Annotated in this window: 14 protein-coding genes and 3 pseudogenes; 14 read left to right on the top strand and 3 right to left on the bottom strand. The window is 57.2% G+C overall.

Annotated features, from left to right (window positions below):
• Nucleotides 1-166: 166 nt before the first annotated feature.
• Nucleotides 167-915 (bottom strand): IS5 family transposase gene (locus tag CAY53_RS11455; RefSeq protein ID WP_425430768.1). Its coding sequence is split into 2 segments (ribosomal slippage): nucleotides 167-558 and nucleotides 558-915, totalling 750 coding nucleotides; the frame shifts between segments, so codons are not numbered across the junction.
• 22 nt (nucleotides 916-937) lie between these two features.
• A protein-coding gene (locus CAY53_RS11450; protein WP_245874819.1) for an IS5 family transposase occupies nucleotides 938-1,704 on the bottom strand; the annotation gives its coding sequence in 2 pieces (ribosomal slippage) (nucleotides 938-1,371 and nucleotides 1,371-1,704; 768 coding nt in all).
• 133 nt (nucleotides 1,705-1,837) lie between these two features.
• On the opposite strand from CAY53_RS11450, the pseudogene CAY53_RS11445 reads away from it, so the two are divergent.
• Together CAY53_RS11445 and CAY53_RS11435 are read left to right on the top strand one after the other, a co-directional pair.
• Nucleotides 1,838-2,831 (top strand): annotated as a pseudogene (locus CAY53_RS11445) (IS30 family transposase).
• A gap of 200 nt (nucleotides 2,832-3,031) precedes the next feature.
• Nucleotides 3,032-4,177: pseudogene (locus CAY53_RS11435) on the top strand (IS4 family transposase).
• Nucleotides 4,178-4,188: 11 nt separating this feature from the next.
• Here the strand turns inward: CAY53_RS11435 and CAY53_RS11430 are convergent.
• Nucleotides 4,189-4,530 (bottom strand): annotated as a pseudogene (locus tag CAY53_RS11430) (transposase); the annotation flags it as partial.
• Between the two features lie 375 nt (nucleotides 4,531-4,905).
• On the opposite strand from CAY53_RS11430, the gene CAY53_RS14165 reads away from it, so the two are divergent.
• From CAY53_RS14165 to sat, 12 genes are all read left to right on the top strand, one after another.
• On the top strand, nucleotides 4,906-5,538 hold the full coding sequence (locus CAY53_RS14165) for a type IV pilin protein (RefSeq protein WP_281261029.1): 633 nt from the start codon (nucleotides 4,906-4,908) through the stop codon (nucleotides 5,536-5,538).
• 339 nt (nucleotides 5,539-5,877) lie between these two features.
• Nucleotides 5,878-6,618 carry an ABC transporter ATP-binding protein gene (locus CAY53_RS11420; protein WP_104937203.1) on the top strand — a complete coding sequence of 247 codons (741 nt, stop codon included), beginning with the start codon at nucleotides 5,878-5,880 and terminating at the stop codon, nucleotides 6,616-6,618.
• Entirely contained in the window at nucleotides 6,615-7,418 is an 804-nt protein-coding gene (locus tag CAY53_RS11415; RefSeq protein ID WP_104937202.1) for an ABC transporter permease, read from the top strand. The genes CAY53_RS11420 and CAY53_RS11415 overlap by 4 nt, the downstream gene beginning before the upstream one ends.
• A gap of 6 nt (nucleotides 7,419-7,424) precedes the next feature.
• Nucleotides 7,425-8,345 carry a hypothetical protein gene (locus tag CAY53_RS11410; RefSeq protein WP_104937201.1) on the top strand — a complete coding sequence of 307 codons (921 nt, stop codon included), beginning with the start codon at nucleotides 7,425-7,427 and terminating at the stop codon, nucleotides 8,343-8,345.
• Between the two features lie 36 nt (nucleotides 8,346-8,381).
• Nucleotides 8,382-9,893, top strand: a complete 1,512-nt coding sequence (locus CAY53_RS11405) for a sensor histidine kinase (protein WP_104937200.1) — start codon at nucleotides 8,382-8,384, stop codon at nucleotides 9,891-9,893.
• The gene (locus CAY53_RS11400) at nucleotides 9,890-11,332 is read left to right on the top strand and encodes a sigma-54-dependent transcriptional regulator (protein WP_104937199.1); all 1,443 of its coding nucleotides are present in this window, start codon (nucleotides 9,890-9,892) and stop codon (nucleotides 11,330-11,332) included. The genes CAY53_RS11405 and CAY53_RS11400 overlap by 4 nt, the downstream gene beginning before the upstream one ends.
• A 307-nt stretch (nucleotides 11,333-11,639) precedes the next feature.
• Nucleotides 11,640-12,158 carry a GspH/FimT family pseudopilin gene (locus tag CAY53_RS13055; protein WP_181040297.1) on the top strand — a complete coding sequence of 173 codons (519 nt, stop codon included), beginning with the start codon at nucleotides 11,640-11,642 and terminating at the stop codon, nucleotides 12,156-12,158.
• A gap of 12 nt (nucleotides 12,159-12,170) precedes the next feature.
• Entirely contained in the window at nucleotides 12,171-12,977 is an 807-nt protein-coding gene (locus CAY53_RS11390) for a prepilin-type N-terminal cleavage/methylation domain-containing protein (RefSeq protein WP_104937198.1), read from the top strand.
• Nucleotides 12,974-13,489 (top strand): type IV pilus modification PilV family protein, encoded by a 516-nt coding sequence (locus CAY53_RS11385; protein WP_219842670.1) that lies wholly within the window; start codon nucleotides 12,974-12,976, stop codon nucleotides 13,487-13,489. Before CAY53_RS11390 ends, CAY53_RS11385 begins: the two co-directional genes overlap by 4 nt.
• 9 nt (nucleotides 13,490-13,498) lie before the next feature.
• Nucleotides 13,499-14,149: a pilus assembly PilX family protein gene (locus tag CAY53_RS11380; protein WP_104937197.1), complete on the top strand. Its 651-nt coding sequence runs from the start codon at nucleotides 13,499-13,501 to the stop codon at nucleotides 14,147-14,149.
• Between the two features lie 182 nt (nucleotides 14,150-14,331).
• On the top strand, nucleotides 14,332-20,415 hold the full coding sequence (locus CAY53_RS11375) for a pilus assembly protein (RefSeq protein WP_104937196.1): 6,084 nt from the start codon (nucleotides 14,332-14,334) through the stop codon (nucleotides 20,413-20,415).
• A gap of 239 nt (nucleotides 20,416-20,654) precedes the next feature.
• Nucleotides 20,655-21,935 (top strand): sulfate adenylyltransferase, encoded by a 1,281-nt coding sequence (gene sat, locus CAY53_RS11370; RefSeq protein ID WP_104937195.1) that lies wholly within the window; start codon nucleotides 20,655-20,657, stop codon nucleotides 21,933-21,935.
• Nucleotides 21,936-22,039: the final 104 nt, after the last annotated feature.

Below are 22,039 nucleotides of genomic sequence, written 5' to 3'. Positions count from 1 at the left end.
GCTGTCCAGGATCTGTACGGACAACCCTGCGGCGGTCATGGTAACTGGTCCACCTGGTTGATTCTGTAAGCTCAGCCTCGCCATCTTTACGCACAGGCCATTGGCCGGATTGTTCCGGTCAATGGCCTTTTTTGTTTGGCTTCCAGAATGACGTTAGATGGTGTCGTCAAATGATTTCTGCCCACAATGAGATACATCTGATTTGCACGGCGGCAAGGAAGGAGAGGCTTCGTTTTGCATAACGCGTGGCGATGCCACGCCATCTCTTGAGGTGAAGAAAGGCGTTCTCGACCAGGTGCCGTACACGGTACAGTTCTCTGTCATAATCGTGCTGTTCCTTGCGATTTTTTCTGGGCGGGATGACGGGCTGGCAGTCGGACTCAACAGCCTTGTCTATAAGTTCATTGCTGTCATATCCGCGATCAGCCAAAAGTATCTCCGCGCTCAAACCGTCAATCAATGCGCACGCTTCCTTGCAATCAGCTCTGGTGCCTTCTGTAACAGCAACTCCGAGCGGCATACCATGCGCATCCACGGCCAGATGTATTTTGGTGTTGAGCCCCCTTTTGTGCGACTCATCGCCTGGTTGCCGCCAACCGCTCCGGCAGCATGGGGATGCACCTTGCAATGGCTCGCATCAATCATCAGCCACTCATAGTCAGGCTCAACCATGAGCACTTCAAGGAGTTTTTCCCAAACACCCCGGTCACGCCAACGGCAAAACCGGCGATGGGTATTTTTCCAGTCCCCAAGGTCAGGAGGCAGATCGCGCCATGGCGCTCCTGTCCGCAATATCCAGAACACCGCGTTGATAAACAGTCTGTTGTCTCCGGCTGGGCGACCAACGCTCCCCTTTTTGCCGGGGAGATGCGCCTGGTAGATTCTCATTCCAAATGCACCACGTGGTAGGGGCATGAAGAGTTAGGCTCAGGCCTCATTAATCGAGATAGAATATGACGGAAGCCGCGAGGCACAGAGCTGAAAAGAAGGTATGTGCGCAGCGGTCATAACGCATGACTATTCTCCGCCAGTCCTTGATCCTGCCAAACATGATCTCGATCTTGTGCCGCTGTTTATACAGATCTTGATCGTACGAGCAAGGTCTCTTTCGGCTCCTTCTGGGAGGGATGCAGGGCGTAATGCCTCTGGCACGCAGGGCATCACGGAACCAGTCGGCGTCATAAGCACGGTCCGCCAGCAGCGCCCTGGTCTCAGGCAAAGCATCCATGGCATCCATAAGCAGGGCGGCTCCCTTGTAGTCGCTCACCTGGCCTGCCGTGAGCTTCATGGCCAAAGGCCTGCCGTGGCCGTCGCAAAGGGCATGGAGTTTGGAGTTCAGCCCACCCTTTGTGCGGCCGATACAGCGGGAAAGAGCCCTTTTTTGAGCAAACTGGCGGCGGTACGATGAGCCTTGAGGTGGGTCGCATCGATCATCACCTGGCCATCCTGTCCCGCTGTTTTTGCCAATTCGGTAAAAATATTGTTGAAGACGCCCATCCGGCTCCAGCGCAAAAAACGATTGTACAGCGTCTTGTACGGGCCATACTCGCGCGGCGCGTCTTTCCACTGCAGGCCATGTTTGATGACATAAATGATGCCGCTGATGACTTTCCGGTCATCGACCCGCGGAATACCATGTGAACGTGGAAAGAAGGGCTTGATACGTTCGAGTTGTTCGGCAGAAAGGTAGAAAAGTTGGCTCATGGCGTCCTCCTTGAGCACAACCAACCAGATTTGCTGCTTTTTGGCAAGTAATGAGGCCTGAGCCTAGAAGGACAAGGCGGGATTCTGGTAGAGTTGGCAGCACCAACAACCACTCAGCCAGAAGGAGCCCGCCATGTCCCATAGCCATCTTACTCTGGAAGAACGCATCAGTATCGAAATATTTGTGTCCATGGGCCTGAGCTGCCGGGAAATGGCCAGACGCCTGGGCAGGAGTCACAGCACGCTTTCCCGGGAACTGCGCCGCAACGTGGGCTCCGCAAAACGAGGCTATTGTGCGCAGAGCGCAGAGCGGCGTGCCCGGAAACGACGAAAGAGACCAAGGCATTACCGTTGTATGAATCGGCCCGAACTGCTTGCCTGGGTCGATGAAAAGTTACGCGCAAACTGGTCTCCCGAACAGATTGCGGGCCGCATCCGTCTGGAGTATCCAGAGGACCAGAGCATGCGTATCAGTACAGAGACTATCTACCGCTGGGTCTATGCAGCGGCACAATTCGGCGATACCAGTTGCCGCCATTTACGCCGCGCCCACAAAGGCCGGAGGCGGCAAAGCAGGTATGGCCAGGGCCGGCGCCTGTTTCCCGGGCGTATTGATATCAGCTGCCGCCCGGGGATTGTGGAACTCAGAACCCGCTTTGGTGACTGGGAAGCCGACCTTGTCTGTGCCTCCAAAGGAAAAGCAGCCGCTGCTCAGCTGTACCGAACGGAAAAGCCGCTTTCTCTTGCTGGCCAGGGTCCAGGACAAGACAGCCGCGTCCTTCAATGCGGCACTCATTCCCTGCCTGCGTGCTGTGCCGCCAAAGCTGCGGCAGACCCTGACGCTGGATAACGGTTCGGAAATGGCAGGCTTCAGGGCGCTGGAGCGGGCCACTGGCCTGCGCACGTATTTTTGTAAACCACATGCGCCGTGGCAGCGTGGGACGAACGAAAACAGCAACGGGCTTTTGCGGCAGTATTTTCCAAGGGGCATCAGCTTTCACAAGATCACGGAAGCAATGGTCGTTAAGGCGGCAGAACAACTGAACAACCGGCCGCGCAAATGTTTACACTACCAGACTCCCACTGAGGTTTTTAACCAGGCCCTCACCGGTGCATTTGCAATTTGAATTCATCTCCCCTTCGAAAAATCAACCTTTCTTCAACGGGCTGTTAGACGAACTTTTTGTCCGGAAAAACAAAAAATACCATTAAATCACTGCTGTCCCACAAAATATCAATGATTTCGGGATAAAATAAAGGCTTGGAGCCCCTGGTGTGGTATAATGGATTTGACAAAAAGTTCATTAAAACCAAAGAGGTCCAAGCCATGGGATATTGTAGCACGGTTGTCGGCCAATTGCTTAGAGTTTTTCCGAGACATGAATTTGAGCAAGTCCGCCGGGCGGTTCAACCAAAGAAACACCGCCGCGCCCTTTCTGCGTGGACGCAGTTTGTGGCCATGCTGGTGGGGCAACTCGCTGGACGCGACAGTTTACGCGGCATTGTGGATGCCTTTTCACCGCAAAGTCGCAAACTGTATCATCTGGGCCTCGGCTCATTCAGTCGTTCCAGTCTGGCGCGGGCTAATGAAAAGACAGCCGCCTAGCTGTTCGAAAAGGTGTTCGTAGCGCTTTTGGCTCGTTGTCAATCGCTTGCGCCTCCCAACCAAAAGTTCCGCTTCAAAGACGGCGGCAAGGTCTATCTCCTTGATGCCACGGTGATTGAGCTGCCGCTCTCGCTGTTTCGCCGGGCCACGTACCGCGCCAGCAAGGGGGCGATGCAGTTGCATGTGGGGCTTGCGGCGGACGGCTATTTGCCCAGCTTCGTGGATATGACGGCAGGGCGAGTCCACGAGATCAACAAGGCGCGTGAACTGCGTCTTCCCCGAGGTTCCTGGGTGGTCTTTGACCGGGGCTACACGGATTACCAGTGGTATCAGGACTTGACGAAGGATGGTGTGCATTTCGTCACACGCCTGAAGCGTGGTGCTGCGGTGCAGTCTGGCGCGAAACGCCGGGGGTGCAAAAGCGCGGGTATCCTGGAAGACCGGGAAATCCGGTTCAGAGGAGTGGAGGGCGTGTTCCGGACAGTCCGCTTTCTGGATGAAGCGAGAGGTGAGGAAGACGAGTTTGTGACCAACGCCCTGGATATTGCGGCAACCACGGTGGCGGCACTGTACAAGGAGCGGTGGCAAGTGGAGCTGTTCTTCAAGTGGATCAAACAGCACCTGAAGGTGAAGAGCTTCGTGGGCGGTAGCATGAACGCGGTTCGGACGCAGCTGTGGATCGCGTTGTGCGCGTATCTTCTGGTGGCCTTCATCAAATTTCGCAGTCGCCTGGGGCAATCTATCCTGCAGGTTTTACGGCTTGTTCAGCTCAATTTGTTTGAACGGCGGGATTTAGACGAACTTTTTTGTCCGGAAAAACAAAAAATACCATTACACAACAACCAGTTATCGCTATTCCAAATTTAGTGGGACAGCAGTGACAAAGAGGAGTGGTCAGGCACGGATTCGGTGGGGCCGAGCTGGAGGAATTCGCGCAGAGAAAGGGAATCGGCACAGCGCCAGCAAATGCCACGTTCAGAGTCGATGCCCTCGAAATAGCCGATCAAAAGCATGCGGAAATAGCGGCCCGGCGGGATGGACCTGCGGCCGAGCTTTTCGGCGTAGAAGGGTGCACAGAGCTTTTCGAGGAAGGCGTCAAATGCTTTCTGGCGCAGGAGCTTCTGCAGCCGCTCGTAAAAGACATGCCCCTGACTCTGGGGCAGCTGATCATAGATCAGCCACATGCTCTTCTGCTCGGCCTGTCTCCGGCCAAGACTCATACTGCCTCCTCGACACAATTTGATCGCCTGTGCACCATTATGCCTTGCCTGAAGAGTTTTTCAACGGGCTGCTATGCCGAAAAGTGTCAGTGAATGTCGCAAAAGAGCTGACATAAAGTGTCCGCAGAGCCAGCGTTTCTCTGACAGAGGCCATGCGGATGAGCGGCGCAGTTTGAACTTTCCTTGATTATACATTGAATTTACAATATTTTTTAAAAATAAAGATTTCGTTTCTGCAAATGGCACGGATCATGAGTTAAAAGGGCATCTAGCAAAAAACAGGGCTACGGGTTCATGGCGAACACGGTGCCCACAATACCCGGGCCGGAAGAGAGACGGAAGGCCTACCCCAAAATCCCACAGGAGGGAAATACCATGAAAAAGATTGTACGTAATGCCAAAGGCTTCACCCTGATCGAGTTGATGATCGTCGTTGCCATCATCGGTATTCTGGCTGCTATTGCCATCCCGCAGTTTGCCCAGTACCGTATGCGCGCCTTCAACTCCTCCGCCGAGTCTGATCTGCGGAACCTGAAGACTGCGGAAGAGGTACTGATGGGTGATCATCAGTTCTACGGCGGCACGGTCAAAGGCAAGAGCGGCACCGTGAGTGGAGGCAATAAGGGCGAGACCACGAATGGTCTGGTTGGCCCGTTGAATGGCGGTACGGTTGATGTCGATGGCGCAACCATTGCCGGTGAGAATCAGGACAAAACTGTAAAAATGGCAGTCGGCTTCGGCATTGGCAACGGCGTGACCGCTGCTGCGGTGACGAACAATGAATTCGGTGCCTACAATGCCTACACCCACCACTTCCAGGGCAATCGCGCCTTTGGCACCGAGGGCGATTCCACCGCTCTCTACTACTGCCAGGGCGACAAGCTCTTCGTCAGCAAGAAAGGCCCGCTGGGCGGCGCTACAGCAGCTCCCGCCCCGACTTCCGGCACCGTTGAATTTACCAATGCTAAGTGCGGCGGTGATGTGGTGAGCAAGTGGACCGCACTGTGAGCCATTCCTGCTGAATATTCAGCACCCGTTTGAACAAACCCTGCCAGCCTCTGCTGGCAGGGTTTGATGTTTTGAGGCCTGGCGGCACCAACCAGTCATTGGAAGCCTTGTCTCCCGCAATCCGCTTGCTCACAGTACTCTGCGAAAACATTGCATTGTCTTGAGTATCGTGCGGCCTTCCCATGATCCTCCAAAAAACGTGGAAGGCCCTACCGGCCTTAGCCCAGCTTTTTTCTGTACCCTGCTTGTCTTTGCCTGTTCCTCCGACTATACTAATTGCAGCGTCCACAGCGATCATCTGGCTGTCTTTCTTTTTTACCTTTCTGAACCAGGAATTTTATGAGCGATATTTCCTATAAGGCGGTGCATAAAAAATACCGCACTGGCCATAAACAGCGCACGGTACTGGAAAGCCTGACACTTTCCGTGGCCAGCGGCGAATTTTACGGCCTTCTGGGGCCGAACGGCGCAGGCAAGAGTACCAGCATCAAGCTGCTCCTGGATCTCATCCGGCCGGACAGCGGCAGCATCAGCATTCGAGGACTCTCGAACCGCCAGCCGCCGGCGCGGCGGCCCATTGGATATCTGCCTGAAAATCCGTATTTTTATCACTATCTTTCTGGCTGGGATACCCTTCTCTTCTGCGGGCAGGCTTCGGGCATGGAGAAAAGGCAGGTAAGGGAGCGGGGCGCGGAGCTGCTTGAGGTGCTCGAGTTGACGGAGGCTGCAAGCCGGCCGGTACGCTCCTTTTCCAAGGGCATGAGCCAAAGGCTGGGTCTGGCCGCGGCCCTGGTGCACGACCCGGACATCCTCATTCTGGACGAACCCATGAGCGGCCTGGATCCCCTGGGCCGGCATCTGGTGGCCACCCTTCTGGGCGATCTGAAAAAACGGGGCAAGACGATTTTCATGAGTTCCCACATTTTGAGCGACATTGAACGGCTCTGCGACCGGGTGGGCATTGTCTACAAAAGTAAACTCTGTTTTCATGGTTCGGTGCACGAACTCATGCGGGGTCATGCAGATCTGGAGGCAGCCTTTCTGGCCGTGGTGCAAAAGCGGGAGGAGGAACTGGCATGAAAAACATTGCCCTGATTGCCGGCATTACCTTCAAGGAAGCCCTGCGCAACCGCATTCTGCTCAGTATCCTCTGCTTCGCCGCCGCGATTTTTGGTTTGAACTTCACCCTGGCCGATTCCTTCAACTTCGAGTTGAGCAAGGTGGCGGTGGATATCAGCATGTCGGCCATTGCCCTCTGTTCCCTGCTCATCATTTTTATTCTCTGCATCAACCAGTTGGGCCGGGACATCGACCGCCGCATCGTCTTTCTCTTTCTGGCCAGGCCTCTGGCCCGGTACGAATACATATTAGGCAAGTTCTGCGGCTTTGCCGCATTGCTGCTGCTGACCGAATTCATTCTGGGGGGGGGCGGAGCCATGTCGGTGTGGATCATTGCCCATTTTCGGCCAGCCTATGTGGCAGTGAACTTCGGCTGGGGCATGTTTGCGCTGGCGTTGCTCTTTCACTTTACCGGCTGCCTGATGCTTTTGGCCTGCGCCATGCTCTTTGCCGTTCTGTCCACCTCGACATTTTTGGCCGTACTCTTTACGCTGGGTGTCTACTTTGCCGGCCAGTATCTGGAGCGGGTCATCACCCTGCTCACGATCGGTGCCGACAGCTCCAGTCCGGTGCTGGTATTTTTGAAGTGGGCGGCCTGGCTGCTGCCCAATCTGGCCGCCTTTGACCTGAAGCAACACGCTGCCTACGGCCTGACGCTCGCGCCGTCGCTGGCCGGCTGTACACTGTTATACGGCTTGGCCTACACGGTTCTGGTGCTGCTCCTGACTACTTTCGTTTTTTCCCGCAAGGAACTGTCGTGAGATGCCATGCAAGTGAAAAGCGCCCTTGTTTTTGCTCTGACGCTCATTTTGTCGCTGACTGCCTATGTTTGGGCCAACCGGCAGTTGCGGGATCTGCGCAGCCCGGAAAGGGCTGGCCTTGCCATGCGCTCGCTACCCTTGCCGGTGGGTTTCTACCAGGTGGCAGCCGGTGAATTTTCCGGCCTGAGTGCCGATTTCCTCTATCTGGATATTGCTGCTTCCCTTGGGGGACGGGCGGATGCGCTCAGTACCCAGGAATGGGATCGGGTGCAAAAGGCCTTTGCCGTGGCGACTGCCCTGGATGTGTATTTTGAGCCGACCTTTCGCGCCATTCAGGCCTATTTGCCCTGGACTGCAAACCGGCCGCAAGAGGCCATTGCCCTGCTGGAGCCAGTGCATGCAAAGCGCAACTGGCACTGGATGCCCACCTTTTTCATCGGTTTTGATTACTACTTTTTTCTGAAAGACAATGCCGCTGCGTCCCGCTATTTCCAGCAAGCGGCGGAACGGCCGGCAGGACCTGCACTGTTGGCGACTCTGGCCGCGCGCCTGGAGGCGGAGGCTGGAAATGCAGCCGCAGGCATAGACTTTTTGCAGCGCATGATGGCCACAACAGACAAGGAATCGGAAAAAAAGATGTATCAGAAGCGGATCGCTGCCCTTGAGGGCGTGCTGGTTTTGGAAAAAGCCATGGCGCGTTACCGAAGCGAATTTGGCAAAAATCCACCTATGCTGGAAACTCTGTTGCTGACCGGCCATCTTGCCGTTATGCCAGCCAACCCTTATTACGACACCTATTTTTACAAAGATGGTGTGGTGCGCTTCGATCCCTTCCCCAGCAAGGGAGCGCATGTGAGAAAAAACGAGGGACAGGGTAAGGAATCCCAACCTCCACCCCTCCAGCAGGATACAACGAATACACCCTGATTCCCGCCTCTTTTCACCTTAACCTGTGAAGGAAAGATGTGGCTGCGCAGCATGAGCGCCCAGGCGACCCTGATGACCGGCACCCTGCTCCTGCTGGCCATGCTGTTGGTCGATTTTTTCGTCTCCTCGCTCTGGTACTATCAGGCGACACAGGCCCGTCTTGCCCGAATGCAGGACATCCTGAACAGTTTTGCCGTTCCTCTGGCAGGCGGGCAGAGCGCCGGGCCGCTGCTGGAGCGTGTGTCGCCTGATGGCGCCTTTTGTCTCTATCTGCTGGACGAAGTCAGCCAGCGCGTTCTGGCGCAAAGCTGTCCCCTGCCTGCCCACCTGGCCCCATCTCCGGAAGGCAGCCTCTCGCCCCTGAGGCTCGCATCTCATAACGGCCTTTTCGCGGTGCACTTGCTGCGGGACAGAGCTGATCAACTCCCGAAGCAACTGATCATCACCGAGCGGGAGGGTTCGCGGACCGTGTTTCGGCAGGTGCTGCGGGCCCAGTACTTTGTGCTGGCCTATATTGGCCTCTACACGCTGATCCTCACGACCCTGGCCTGGCTCAGCTATTCCCGCCGCATCCGGCGGCCCCTGGAAAAGCTGGTGGCCACGGCCGAGTGTGCAGGCGAGCTGGAGCCGCACCCTTTTCCCGAAGAGCAGCAACTGGGCGAACTGCACCGGCTCTCCTTCAATCTGAACCGCATGCTGCGGCGTCTGGAACAGGACAGGGCCGCCCTGCGGGCAGCGGCAGCCGAACTGGCCCGGAAAAACAGGCAGTTGCTGGCCAACCAGCAGGAGATGATCCGTACCGAAAAGCTGGCGGCCACGGGTCGGCTGGCAGCCGGGCTGGCCCACGAAATCGGCAATCCCTTAGGTGTGGTGCAGGGTTATCTGGAGCTTTTGCAGGCAGGGGACTGCAGCCCTGAGGAGCGGGCAGAGTATCTGACCAATGCCCTGCAGGAAACAAGGCGCATGCACGTTCTGATCAGCACCCTGCTCCAGACTGCCCGCAGCCACGGCGATCTGGTGCTGGCGCCGGTGGCGGTCAACCCCCTGGTGACGGAATTTGCCAGGGCCATGCGGCCCCAGGCCATGCTCAGGGGCATTGCGCTCGTTCTGCATGTGGAGGCGGAAGAGGACAGCGTGGAGGCCTCCGGAGACACGCTGCGCCAGATCCTTCTGAACGGCCTGCTAAACGCCGTGGACGCCATCCGCGCCACCGCCGCGGACAGCGGCAGCATCGAGATCGGCACCCGCAATGTGGAGCGGGAGGGCAGGAACTGGCTGGATATTTGTGTGGCAGACAGTGGCCCTGGGCTTGCGCCCGAGCATGCCGGCAAGATCTTCGATCCCTTTTTCAGCACCAAGGCACCCGGGGCCGGCACCGGGCTGGGACTCTCGGTTTCCCTCTCGCTGGTCGAGGCCATGGGTGGCAGCATGGCGGCCGAAAACCGCGAGCAGGGCGGCATGGCGCTGCACATTATGCTGCCGCTGGCCAGGACAGCCAGTGGGGCGGCAGAGGATATTCCCGAAGTGGCCGGGCAGGGGGAGCCATGAACACCGGCAGCGACACCGCGGCGAGACAGAAGACGGCAGAGCAGGCCAGTATTCTGGTGGTTGATGACGAAGCCCACATGCGCCACATGCTGGGCGCCCTGCTCACCCGCAACGGCTATGCCGTGACCTGTGCGGCCGAGGGCAGCGCAGCGCTGGAGGCCATGGCCCGCCGCGATTTCGACTACATCCTCTCCGATGTGCGCATGCCCGGCATGGATGGGCTGGAACTGCTGGACCATATTGCCGAAAACGGCAGCGCAGCCACGGTGATCGTCATGTCGGCCTACGGCACGGCCGATCTGGCCATAGAGGCCATGCAAAAAGGGGCCTACGATTATATCTCCAAGCCCTTCAGGCTGGAAGAAGTGCTGCTCGTGCTGCGCAAGGCGCAGGAGCGGGAGCGCCTGCGGCAGGAAAACCGCCGCCTCAGGGAAAAACTGCAGGCCCTGGACAGCGACAGCGCCTTTGCCGGCATGGTGGGGGTGAGCGGGGCCATGCGGGCTGTTTTTCAGATGGCTGCCAGGGTGGCCCGTTTTGAGGCCACTGTGCTGATCACCGGCGAGAGCGGCACCGGCAAGGAGCTGGTGGCACGGGGCATCCACAGCCTGGGCAGGGGCGAGGAAGCGCCCTTTGTGGCGGTCAACTGCGGCGGCGTGCCGGCGGATCTGCTGGAGAGCGAGTTTTTCGGCCACGTGAAAGGGGCCTTCACCGGTGCGGACCGGGACAAGAAAGGCCTCTTCGAGTCAGCGGACGGCGGTACCCTGTTTCTGGACGAAATCGGCGAAATGCCCATGGAGCTGCAGGTCAAGCTGCTGCGCGTGCTCCAGGAGGGCGAGGTGCGGCGGCTGGGCGCGGTGCGGCCGCGCAGGGTGCAGGTGCGCGTACTGGCCGCCACCAACCGCGACATGGCGGAGCTGTTGCGGTTGGGCCGCTTTCGGGAGGACCTCTTTTACCGCCTGAACGTGTTCAGCATTCACATCCCGCCCCTGCGCGAGCGCCCTGAGGATATTCTGCCCCTGAGTGTGCATTTCGTGGGGCACCTGGGCCGGAGCATGGAGAGGAAAGACATGTTCCTTTCGCCCGCCGCGCAGTCCCGGCTGATGGCGTACAACTGGCCCGGCAACGTGCGCGAACTCAAAAGCGCTCTGGAACGGGCGATCATTCTGGCCGATGGCCACGCCATTCTGCCGGAACACCTGCCGGCCCAGTTGGGTGCGCAGAACCGGGAGCGCCGGGTGGAAGACGTGCTCGGCACATTTTCTCTGAAAGAGGCCAAAAGGGCAGTGGAAAAGCGCCTGATCGGCCGGGCCCTGGATGTCTGCGGCGGCAACAAGAGCCGGGCCGCCGAGTTGCTGGATCTGAGCTATCCGGCGCTCCTGAGCAAGATCAAGCTCTATGGGCTTGGCACCGGCGCCGGGCAGGAAGTGCTGTCGGAGTAAGCCTGCACGGGGAAATTTGCCATGCTGGTATGCGGTTTGCGGCAATGCATGGACCTGCCCATTATTAACTTAGTTTATAAAATAAGTGTCATTCAGCGCAGAGTTTCATATTGCCATTGAGGGGGCAAGGCGATGGCGTCCCAGTTTTTGTAGTGCAGAAATAATGTATTTTTCGGGGGTTGTGTCGTTTCTCGAGGAGGGATTTCCAACAGGAACGCATCTTGCTTAGAAATCATATATTGATGCGAAATTCGTACAGAATTGACGAGGAGAGGCAAGAGACATGAACAGGCGAGGACGCATCGGGATGAACAGAAAAGGGTTTACGCTGGTTGAGCTGATTACGGTCATTGCCATTATAGGCATTATAGCAGCGATTGCCACGCCCGCCTTAATGGCCGTGTTGCCCAATGTCCGTCTGCGGGAAGGGGCGCGGACAGTGTACCAGGCGCTCATGCAGGCGAAAATGGAAGCTGTCAAGCGCAACACTGCGGTGACGGTCAGATTGACGCCGGTGACCTGTGGGAGTTCTATACCGGCAGGAGGCCACGGCCAGGGCGGCAGCTTTCGGGTATCTTACGTCGATACGGATGGTGGTGGGGAAATAAATATCCTCCAAGGTGACTTTCCGCCTTTTGTGGCCATGTGTAAGGGCAGGAGTAGTCTGGAAGAGGTGGTTTTCAAACCCAATGGCATGCCCAAGGCTAAGGGCGGGTGCATTGCTCTGACGAATACAAAGGAACGCGATGTCTATGCCGTGCTGGCCATGACGGGCCGGATACGGCTGGCCGACAAGTATAACTGCTCTACAGGAAGCGGCGAGTGAGCGAGGAAGACTATGAGAAAGAAGAGAACAACAGAAAAGGGCGTGCGGATGCTGCTGACTGGCCGGGCCGGCTTTACCCTGGTGGAACTGCTTATGGCGCTCCTGATTTCCTCCTTTGTTGGCGCGGCCATTTTTCTCGCCTACCGGACACAGTCGCGGACGCAGAACGCGCAGGAGCAACTGGTCGAACTGCAGGAAAATGTGCGCGCTGCCATGGTCACGATCACCTCTGAGGTGCGCATGGCGGGTTTTGATCCTACCGGCGAAGCGGGCGCCGGTATCGTCAAGGCGCAGCCGGGCCTGTTGCAGTTTACCCTGAACCGCAAGTATAAAACCGCTTCCGGGGCGGATGACACCACGCTGGACGAGGATCTGACCTACTGCATCGCCGCCAAGTACGATCCCAACCGGGTGGGGGTGGTGACCGCGTATCCCCCCGATGCTCCTCCGCCTGCCCTGGCCCGAGAGAGCGGTGCCGGCGGCGGGCCGCAGCCGGTGGCCAACAACATAGAAGCGCTGGAGTTCATGTATCTGATAGACGATCGATGGTATGTCGATCCCGCACACGCAGGCAAAAATCTTGCCAGGATAAAGGCAGTAACCGTTTCACTTTTGATGCGGGCCCCCTTTCCGGATCCGGATTTTAACGGTGATATGGATACGCTTCTCCCTGCTTCGAAGCTTTCTACCTTTAAGGTACACGACAAAAACAACGAATGGACGAAATATGTCAACAAAATCAAGGCAGATAAGAGGCAAGGCCATTACCGCAGGCGAGTAGCCATTGCAACGATACAGTTGAGGAATATGAATCTATGAAGAACGTGAATATGCAAAACAATTATCACTTTACCGATCATGGGGGATTTACGCTGATCGAAGTGCTGGTGGCCATGGTCATCTTGTCCATCGGTATTTTTGCCCTGTACAGTATGCAAATTTCATCTGTACGCACCAATTATTTTGCCGGCAGTCTCAGCCAGGCGGCCAACTACTCCTCCTCCCAGTTGGAGACGCTGTTGCAGTTGATCTACAACGATGAACTGATATCGAAGAGAAAAGACGGTAAGCCTATCAGGAAGTACAAAAATGCCAGCGCTACAGACCCCAACTATGGCGTGTCTGCCGATAACTTTGGCCTGGATAATGTTGCCGAGAATACGGCCGACCACTGGCGAAAAACCGAGGATCGCCGGTTCACGATGACGTACAACGTGGTCGAGGATTTTCCCATCAAGGGCATCAAAAAAATCCGGGCGCACACCCAGGACAATGCCCCCGGATCGCGGCGGCCGGTGGTCTTTGATCTGCTGAAGAATGACAATATCTAGGTGGGAGACATGACAGGATTTTCTGCAATCCATCGATCAGAACAGGGTTTTGTGCTGGTCTTGGCTCTGGTGATGCTGATTCTCTTGACCATTCTGGGCGTCTGGGCCTCGCAAACCAGTATTTTCGATGTGCACATCGCCAGCAATGACCGCACGCACAAAAAAACTTTTTACGAAGCGGACAGCGGCACCCAGCTTGCCGAGCGTCTCCTCTATGCCAACGCCGTCTGCACCACCACCTCTGGCGGATTCAGCAGCAACAGGGTGGGGCAACTGCTCAGGTTTTCCAGCAAGAGCTTTTTCGATGTGCACGAAGACGAACTCAAGACCGAAAAAGAAAAAGCCGTTTCGGATACAAACTATGCCATCCAGTATTTTCCCGAGGGCGATTTGGGCGACTTGGGCAGGCCGCACACGAACATTCTGGCCTACTATACAACCAAGACCAGTGCAGGAACCGGTATGTTGCAGCTTTCCGGCTATGAAGGCTTTGGGGTAGGGAGTGCCGGAGCCCAACACCGCATTTACACCATCAAGTCACAGCACAGAGGGCTGCAGGGCAGCAGGTCGGAGATCACCACGCACTGGCGCTTGAACAGCTCCGTGCTTCAGACCATAGGCAAACCTGATTGTACGAAGTTGGCCCCATATGCACAATAACCAGTGAGGAAATCATGCAACTCTTCGGAAAACAATCAAATATTCTGACTGGAGCTTCGGGCGCTGCCTCGTGCGACAGCCCCTTGCGTCCTGGCTTGGCAAAAGCAGTGCTCGGACTGCTCGGTGCTCTGACGCTCTGTGTCCTGTCATCCACTGCAGTACAGGCCAGTGCCAAACACAGCATGACTGAGTTCAACACCATGCCGGTCAATCTGGTGCAGCAAGGTGCAGTGCCAAGGTTGATGATCGCGACATCCAACGACCACCAGCTCTTTTTCAAGGCCTACAACGACTTCAACGATCTGGACAAGGATGGCAGCAACGACACCACCTACAAGAACGCTCTTAACTACTACGGTTATTTTGACAGCTACAAGTGCTACGACTATGATACAGGCAAGGGTCGCTTTGTGCCGAAAAGCTTTACCACCGACAAGTACTGTACCGGCGCTGCGGACAACTACTGGAGTGGTAACTTTTTGAACTGGGCCACCATGGCGAGGATCGATGTTGTGCGCAAGATCCTCTTTGGCGGTCACCGCCGCGTCGACAGCCCCACCGAAACCGTGCTGGAGCGGACCTATCTACCCTATGACGCGCACAGCTGGGCCAAGCACTACTCCGGAGCCGACCTGCCCAAGTTGACGCCCTTCAAGCTGGCAAGCAGCACGCATCCTGTGAGCGCTGGCGGTCTGTACTACTACTGTGATGACGAACACTTGTCCGCCTGCGGCAATACGAAGAAGTCAAAGCGGCTTGGCGTCACCTTCGGCAATACCACAGATGTGCCGCCCAGCTATAGCGGATATTCGGAAAAGGTGGAGGATCCACCGGTTCTGAAGACTGTGGTCGGCAATTACTCCCTCTGGGCATCCGGCTCGCTGGTACAGCTCGTTTGGTACGATGGCTCGCCTTACCACAATCAAAAGAATACGTCCAATTATAACGATGAGTCAAGATCGGGCATTTACGCCTACCGCGATGCCCCGAAGTGGGAGGAAAGACTGGGGCAGGGCGATTACACCGTGCGGGTGCAGGCCTGTGTGCCCAATCTGATCGACAGTGACGAGGTGGCGGCGATCTCCGGCAGTACCAAGGAGAAGTGCAAGCTCTACCCCGGTCTGGACGGCCTGAACGGTACCAGTGACGACAACTACAAGCCCGTTGGCCTCCTGCAGCGCTACGGCGATAGTGACAGCATCTTCTTTGGCATGATCGCTGGTTCCTATCACAAGCACACCAAGGGCGGGACGCTGGTGCGCAACATCAAGAGCCTGAAGAGTGAAGTGAATGTCAATACGGATGGCTCCTTTCCCAAGGTGGCCAGCTTTGCCAGCACCCGGCCGGGCAATCCGAGCACCGGAGAGGGCATCATCAATGCCTGGAGTCTTTACCGTCCAGTGGGCTTTCTCTACAACTACGGCAACTCCTACGGCAGTGGGGACAACTGTACCTATTTGCTGACCGCCAAGGGGGAGATTGCTGCGGATGGCCGCTGCCGCAACTGGGGCAACCCCTTTGCGGAAATTTTTGCCCAGGCCATCAGCTACATGGGTGACAAAGGCGTAATCAACGAATATACGACGACAAAGGACGCAGGCGTTATCCCAGGCTTGCCCGCGCCAGAAAGCTATGACCGCAACTGGCTGCCGCAGGAGGACTACTGCGCTCAGTTGCATGTTCTGGCCTTCAACTCCAGCGTGCTTTCCTACGACGCTGACAACCTGGATACCGAGGGTAGCACTGCCTTCAAACCCACAGATCTTTGGGGGTCGGCCTTCAACAAAAACACGGTCGCCATGAGCGATGAAGTCGGCACGCACGAGGGTCTGTACAATATTGACTACTTTTTTGGCCAGCGGAGCGTGGAAACGCCCTACAACCCCAGCAACCCGGATGTCGGCGACAACAACCAGCTCTGTACCTCCAAAACCCTGACCTCACTGGGCAGCGCCGGTGGTCTCTGCCCGGAGGCCCCGCGGCTCTTTGGTTCCTACCGCCTGGCAGGTCTCGCCTACTACGCCCACGTGGCAGATGTCAATCAAAACATCCCGGATGAGCAGAACGTCAACACCTACGGCGTGGCCCTGGCCTCGGGCCTGCCCATTGTGGAGGTACCCCAGCCGCTGCACGGTAGTGCCAGCGGTAAATCGGGCATTACCATTATGCCAGCCTGCCGCATGATCTACGGCGAGAGAACGGGCAACTGCGCTATTGTGGACTTCAAGATTGTGTCCGAGGAGATCGTGGGCAACAAGGTAATGGGTAAGACCTATGTCAACTGGGAGGATAGCGAGCAGGGCGGTGACTACGACATGGACATGTGGGGCACCATGAACTACGAGTACGATGCCGATGCCGGCACCATTGCCATGACCACCCAGGTGCATGGCCAGACCGGCAGCCCCCAGATGGCCCTGGGCTATGTCATCAGTGGCACCACGGAGGACGGTTTCCATGCCCACAGCGGTATGAATCAGTATGTACGCGAGGAAAGGGTTGATGCCGGGTACCCAAACTGCAGTGCCGGAAACGGTATTGGCGGTTGTAAATGCACCCCCAAAAACGGAGCCTTTGCGACCTGCTCTGTGCAGGGCCCATCCCGCAAGACCTACAGAGTGAGGACCTCTGCGACCAAAAAGTTGGAGTCACCTTTATGGTATGCGGCCAAGTACGGCGGATTCAAGTATGATAAGAACAACCCGCAGGACAGCCGGGTGCCGGACAACAGCAGCAAGTGGGATACACAGAACAACGCCACCGGTGGCACTGGCAGCGATGGCATTCCGGACAACTATTTCTACGCGACCAACCCGCAGGAGCTGGAAAACTCGTTGACCCGAGTTTTTGACGCCTTGCTGGATCAGGTCGCCTCAGGAACCTCTGCGGCGGTGGCGCCCAGCAGCAGTAGCGGTGAGGGCGCGATTTACCAGTCGCACTATCAGCCCCGAAAAAGTGTGGGCAATGATCAGGAGCTGCGTTGGTTTGGCACCGTGCAGGCCCTGTGGTCGGATGGCGCCGGCCACAACCGGCAGGACTGCACACCAATCGCAGGACAACTGGGCGTTGATCCTAGCACAGGGCTGTGCCTGAAAACCCCGACAAACCTGGCGGACATCTGCGTGCCCAATGGCCGCTTGGATGACTACTGTGTGGACCAGATAGTGGAGACCACCTATAACGGCGAAAAACTGACAAGCAGAATTCTGGCCAGTACCACTCCTGATGCCTTCACGTCCTACTCCATGCAGGGCGTGGTCGAGTCCTTTGACGCCAGCACCGGTCAGGTGCTGATGGTGCCGAACTCCATGGAAGGTAACATCACCTATGACGCCAACGAAGGGACACTGACCCTGGAACCCTACAGCTTGAGCGCCACGGTGACGGATTACAACCCAGAAACCGGCGTGGCCAATATCACCATCGACGACGTGAGCAAAGGCCCGGCCGGGGTCACAGCCTCGGAGTGGTATGTGACCACGGCAGCCGGTGCGGGCCGGGGCACCACCAGCTCAAGCCTGGCTTTTACCAGTGGCGCGAGCGCGACGATTACCCTAGAACCTGCGGGCGACTGGCTGGTCAACTGGAAGGTGGCACCCACCTACGATGCAGATGGTAACATCACTGCTGCTGGCACCATTGCTCCGACCACCATCACCTTGGAAACCAAGCGGCGGGTGGGCCCAAATGGCAGTGTGTTCAAATCCTGGCAGGTGGAATGCCTGGCTGGCAGTGGCAGCGGCGCTATCTCAGGCATTGATCTCACCTTGGACAACTTTACATCCCAAAGCGACATTGTTGTGAGCTCGGAACCTGGTTCAGAACTGACCGGATGCACGATGGCGCGCTTTTCTTCCTACAATATGCAGGGGACGGCAGGTACAAACATTGATTCCTGGAGTGTGACCAACCTGAGCCAAGGAAGGACGGGGACCAGCAACACGCCACTGACGCTGGCCAATTCGGGCAGCAAGACGTTTACGGTCACGCCGAAACTGGCCTGGTTGGCGGCAGGCGATGTGGTGCAGGCTGCCAGCTATGAATCCATACCCATCAATTCTGAGAATGTCAGCTACATCTGGAACGCCGAGAAACAGCTCTACCTGGATGGCGTGACCGTGACCACCAACCGCACATGGAATACCACCGCCAAAACGGGCCGTTACATCATGACCTGGGTGGACAGCAACAGGAACGGCAAGGTGGACAGCGGCGAGTACCTGCCTTTTGAAACCGGACTGCTGACTAGCGCCTCAGACGCGCTCAAGTTCTTCGATGTGGCTGATCTGCAGGAAGCCAAAGACGTTATCAACTATGTGCGCGGCGAGGAGATCAGTGGCACCAGAACCAGAACCATACCAGCTGCGGCGGACGGTACCAGCCCCAGCCACATCCTGAGATTGGGCGACGTTATGCACTCCTCACCGGCGGTTGTCGGTACGCCGCGGGAAAATATTGACATCATTTACGGTGACAGGACATACCGCGCCTTCCGCACCCGTTACCTGGACCGGCGTACGGTGGTCTATGCAGGGGCGAACGACGGCCTGCTGCATGCCTTCAACGGTGGTTTCTATACGACCGAGACCCTTGAGGCAGGCACTGATAAGGAACAGACGTTGATGAAGTATTCGGTCAGCGGCACTACGCCTGACGGCACGGCAGCGGTCGAGCACCCGCTGGGTGCCGAGCTCTGGGCCTATGCGCCGGGCAATCTGCTGCCGCACCTGCAGTGGTTGAAAGCCCCTGAGTACGGTGCCAACACTACCCATGTTTCGTATGTGGATGGCCAGCCGCGTATCTTTGACGCCCGGATTTTCTCCGAAGATACGGATCACCCTAATGGCTGGGGCACGCTGCTGGTCGTGGGCATGGGGCGGGGCGGAGGCAGCATGGAGCTGACCGGCTTTTCGCCCTCGTACTATACCCATTCGGCCTATGTAGTCTTTGACGTGACCAATCCGGAAAAGCCACCGGTCCTGCTGGGCGAGATCCCTCTGCCCGACGCCACCTTTACCACGATGTATCCGGCAGCGGTAGCTTTCCAGGATCGGGGCAGCGCCACCACCTGCAACGGCTCGGCCTGCAACGATTGGTATCTGCTTCTGGGCAGTGGGCCGACCGGAATTGACTATACCAGCAGCCAGAATGCCCATGTGTATCTGTTTGATTTGAGTCAGCTCCGCACGCAGACCGGAGTGACGCCTTCGACAGTGCCCAACGGCTGTTCGGTGCAGCCCATCAGGAACGGAGCCGACTTCAAGGTACTGGCTTGCGATACCCGGATTGCCAACAGCTTTGTCGGCAATCCCTCGGTCGTGGACTGGCAGCTCGATTTCAAGAGCGATGCAGCCTATATAGGTGTGGTGGCCTCTGACGCCAGCAAAAAGAATGCAACCAACAACAGCGCGGACAGCGGCGCACTGCTGAAGCTGGACTTCAACAACAGGGCCGACATGTCGGGCTGGACGCTGAACACTTTCCTGAAAACGAACCTGCCCGTATCTGCTCAGCCTTTGGCCGGCATCGACAAGAAGCGCCACAAGTGGATCTACTTCGGCACAGGCCGTTACTGGAATATGCTGGACAAGCTGACGGCAGACGAGCATTATCTCTATGGCATCAAGGACCCGCTGGCCACGGCGGAAGACAAAGCCAACGCGGCTAGCACTGGCGCTGCGCTGCCGGTACTGGATGCCGATCTGCTGGATGTTTCCGGGGTCGATGTCTACAGCGACGGTGCACTGACTTCGACAGTCGTGGGTTCATCCGGCACACTGACTACCTTTAACGAGCTGCTGGGTGAAGCGGTGAACAAGGCGGCGGGATGGAAACGCAAAATTCCAGGCCTGATCAGCCATGCAGCCGGGGCGCCAAGTACCAGAAATCTGACCCGCTCGGCGCTGGCCGGCGGCGTGCTCTTCTCCACAGTCTTTCAGCCAAGTAGTGACCCCTGCAAAGGTCTGGGCCAGAGCGCACTGTACGGTCTGGATTACCGTACCGGCACCGCCAACCCGAAAACACTCACATTGGGTGCCAAGACTGTTAATGTACACGGGGTGGTGCGTTATTTGGCGAAAACCTTTGTACTGCTGGGCTCGGGTAGCGCAGGAGGCATATCGATCTCTGCCGGCAAGGATGGCGGTAACAACACGGTTACAGTCAACACCCAACTTTCAACCGGCAGCATCGAGGCCGTCAAGGCAAAGACTACGGAGGGAGTACGCTCCGGGCGTATTTCCTGGGAGGAAGACAATATGGACTAGCGGTGTCCTGAGCAGCGACCCGCCAGGGGCACAGCTCTGTCGAAGCCGCCTTTTTGCCCGCAGCGCAAGCTGACCAATGGCATGCATCAGAAAGACTGATGCATGCCATTGGTTTTTCTGCTTGACTTTATTTCCGGCTCAGACTAGCCTCTCCCCCCATTATGCGATTTGTGTTTATCGGCTGCCTTTGGGGCCACTGGAGGCGGCTCTCACAAACTCACCACTAGAGAGGACATCACATGAGCAAGTTGGTTGCACCACACGGGGGAAAGGGTCTGGTTTGCGCATTGCTTGAGGGCAGCGCCCGCGAGGCCGAACTGAAGAAGGCCAAGGGTCTGAAGCAGGTGGAGATCAGCCCGCGCGCCAAGGGCGACCTGATCATGATGGGCATCGGCGGTTTTTCCCCGCTGACCGGCTTCATGGGCAAGGCCGACTGGAAGGGCGTTTGCGAAAAATTCCAGATGGACGACGGAACCTTCTGGCCGGTGCCCATTACACTGGATGTCTCCAAAGCCGACGCCGATGCCATCAAGGTCGGCGACGAGATCGCCCTGGTTCGCGAAGGCGAGACCTACGCCACCATGAAGGTCGAAGAGAAGTATGAAATGACCGAGGCCGACAAGAAATGGGAATGCGAGCAGGTCTTCAAGGGTCATGGTGAAGATTCCGCTGACGACAAGTTCTGGAAGGTTGCCCTGGAAGATCATCCTGGCGTCAAGATGGTCATGGCCCAGAAGGACGTCAATCTGGCCGGCCCGGTCAAGGTTTTGTCCGAAGGCGAGTACCCGAAAGAGTATCCGGGCGTGTATCTGCGGCCTGCCGAGACCCGCAAGATGTTCGACGAGCGCGGCTGGGCCAATGTCGCCGCCCTGCAGCTCCGCAACCCGATGCACCGTTCCCACGAGTTCCTGGCCAAGATTGCGGTGGAGGTCTGCGACGGCGTGCTGATTCACTCCCTGATCGGCAACCTGAAAAAAGGCGACATCCCGGCCAAAGTGCGCATCCAGGCCATTGAAACCCTGATCGATCACTATTTTGTCAAGGAAAACGTGTACAGCGCCGGCTATCCTCTGGACATGCGCTATGCCGGCCCGCGCGAGGCCCTGCTCCACGCCACCTTCCGTCAGAACTACGGCGTCAACAAGATGATCATCGGTCGTGACCATGCCGGAGTCGGCGACTTCTACGGCCTGTTCGAGGCGCAGGAAATCTTCGATCGCATTCCGAAAACCGGCAAGCCGGGTCAGGATCTGCTCTGCGAGCCGCTGAAGATCGACTGGACCTTCTACTGCAAGAAATGCGACGGCATGGCCTCCATGCGCACCTGCCCGCATACCAAGGAAGATCGGGTCATCCTGTCGGGCACCAAGCTGCGCAAGATGCTCTCCGAAGGTCTGGAAGTGCCGGATCACTTTGGCCGCGACGAAGTTCTGGTCATTCTGCGCAAGTACTATGAAGGCCTGACCGAGAAGGTCGAGATCAAGATGCAGCATGCCGCTTCCGGCGACAAGATGCAGTAAGTGTTCCTGTCCCGAGAACAAAAGGGATTCCGCCATCTGGCGGAATCCCTTTTTTTTGTGTACTTTCCAGACCGGATGACGTGACCTGCGCATCGTGCGGAACA

The sequence above is a fragment of the Desulfobulbus oralis genome (assembly GCF_002952055.1).
GTDB classification, from domain to species: Bacteria; Desulfobacterota; Desulfobulbia; order Desulfobulbales; family Desulfobulbaceae; genus Desulfobulbus; species Desulfobulbus oralis.
Note: the sequence above shows the minus strand (reverse complement) of the source record. Positions and strands in the feature narration are given on the sequence as shown.

Bases quoted from the DNA above. Each gene is read 5' to 3' on its own strand.
- CAY53_RS14165 (WP_281261029.1), top strand. From the start codon at position 4,906: ATGAAAAAGATTGTACGTAATGCCAAAGGCTTCACCCTGATCGAGTTG.
- CAY53_RS11420 (WP_104937203.1), top strand. From the start codon at position 5,878: ATGAGCGATATTTCCTATAAGGCGGTGCATAAAAAATACCGCACTGGC.
- CAY53_RS11415 (WP_104937202.1), top strand. From the start codon at position 6,615: ATGAAAAACATTGCCCTGATTGCCGGCATTACCTTCAAGGAAGCCCTG.
- CAY53_RS11410 (WP_104937201.1), top strand. From the start codon at position 7,425: ATGCAAGTGAAAAGCGCCCTTGTTTTTGCTCTGACGCTCATTTTGTCG.
- CAY53_RS11405 (WP_104937200.1), top strand. From the start codon at position 8,382: ATGTGGCTGCGCAGCATGAGCGCCCAGGCGACCCTGATGACCGGCACC.
- CAY53_RS11400 (WP_104937199.1), top strand. From the start codon at position 9,890: ATGAACACCGGCAGCGACACCGCGGCGAGACAGAAGACGGCAGAGCAG.
- CAY53_RS13055 (WP_181040297.1), top strand. From the start codon at position 11,640: ATGAACAGAAAAGGGTTTACGCTGGTTGAGCTGATTACGGTCATTGCC.
- CAY53_RS11390 (WP_104937198.1), top strand. From the start codon at position 12,171: ATGAGAAAGAAGAGAACAACAGAAAAGGGCGTGCGGATGCTGCTGACT.
- CAY53_RS11385 (WP_219842670.1), top strand. From the start codon at position 12,974: ATGAAGAACGTGAATATGCAAAACAATTATCACTTTACCGATCATGGG.
- CAY53_RS11380 (WP_104937197.1), top strand. From the start codon at position 13,499: ATGACAGGATTTTCTGCAATCCATCGATCAGAACAGGGTTTTGTGCTG.
- CAY53_RS11375 (WP_104937196.1), top strand. From the start codon at position 14,332: ATGACTGAGTTCAACACCATGCCGGTCAATCTGGTGCAGCAAGGTGCA.
- sat (WP_104937195.1), top strand. From the start codon at position 20,655: ATGAGCAAGTTGGTTGCACCACACGGGGGAAAGGGTCTGGTTTGCGCA.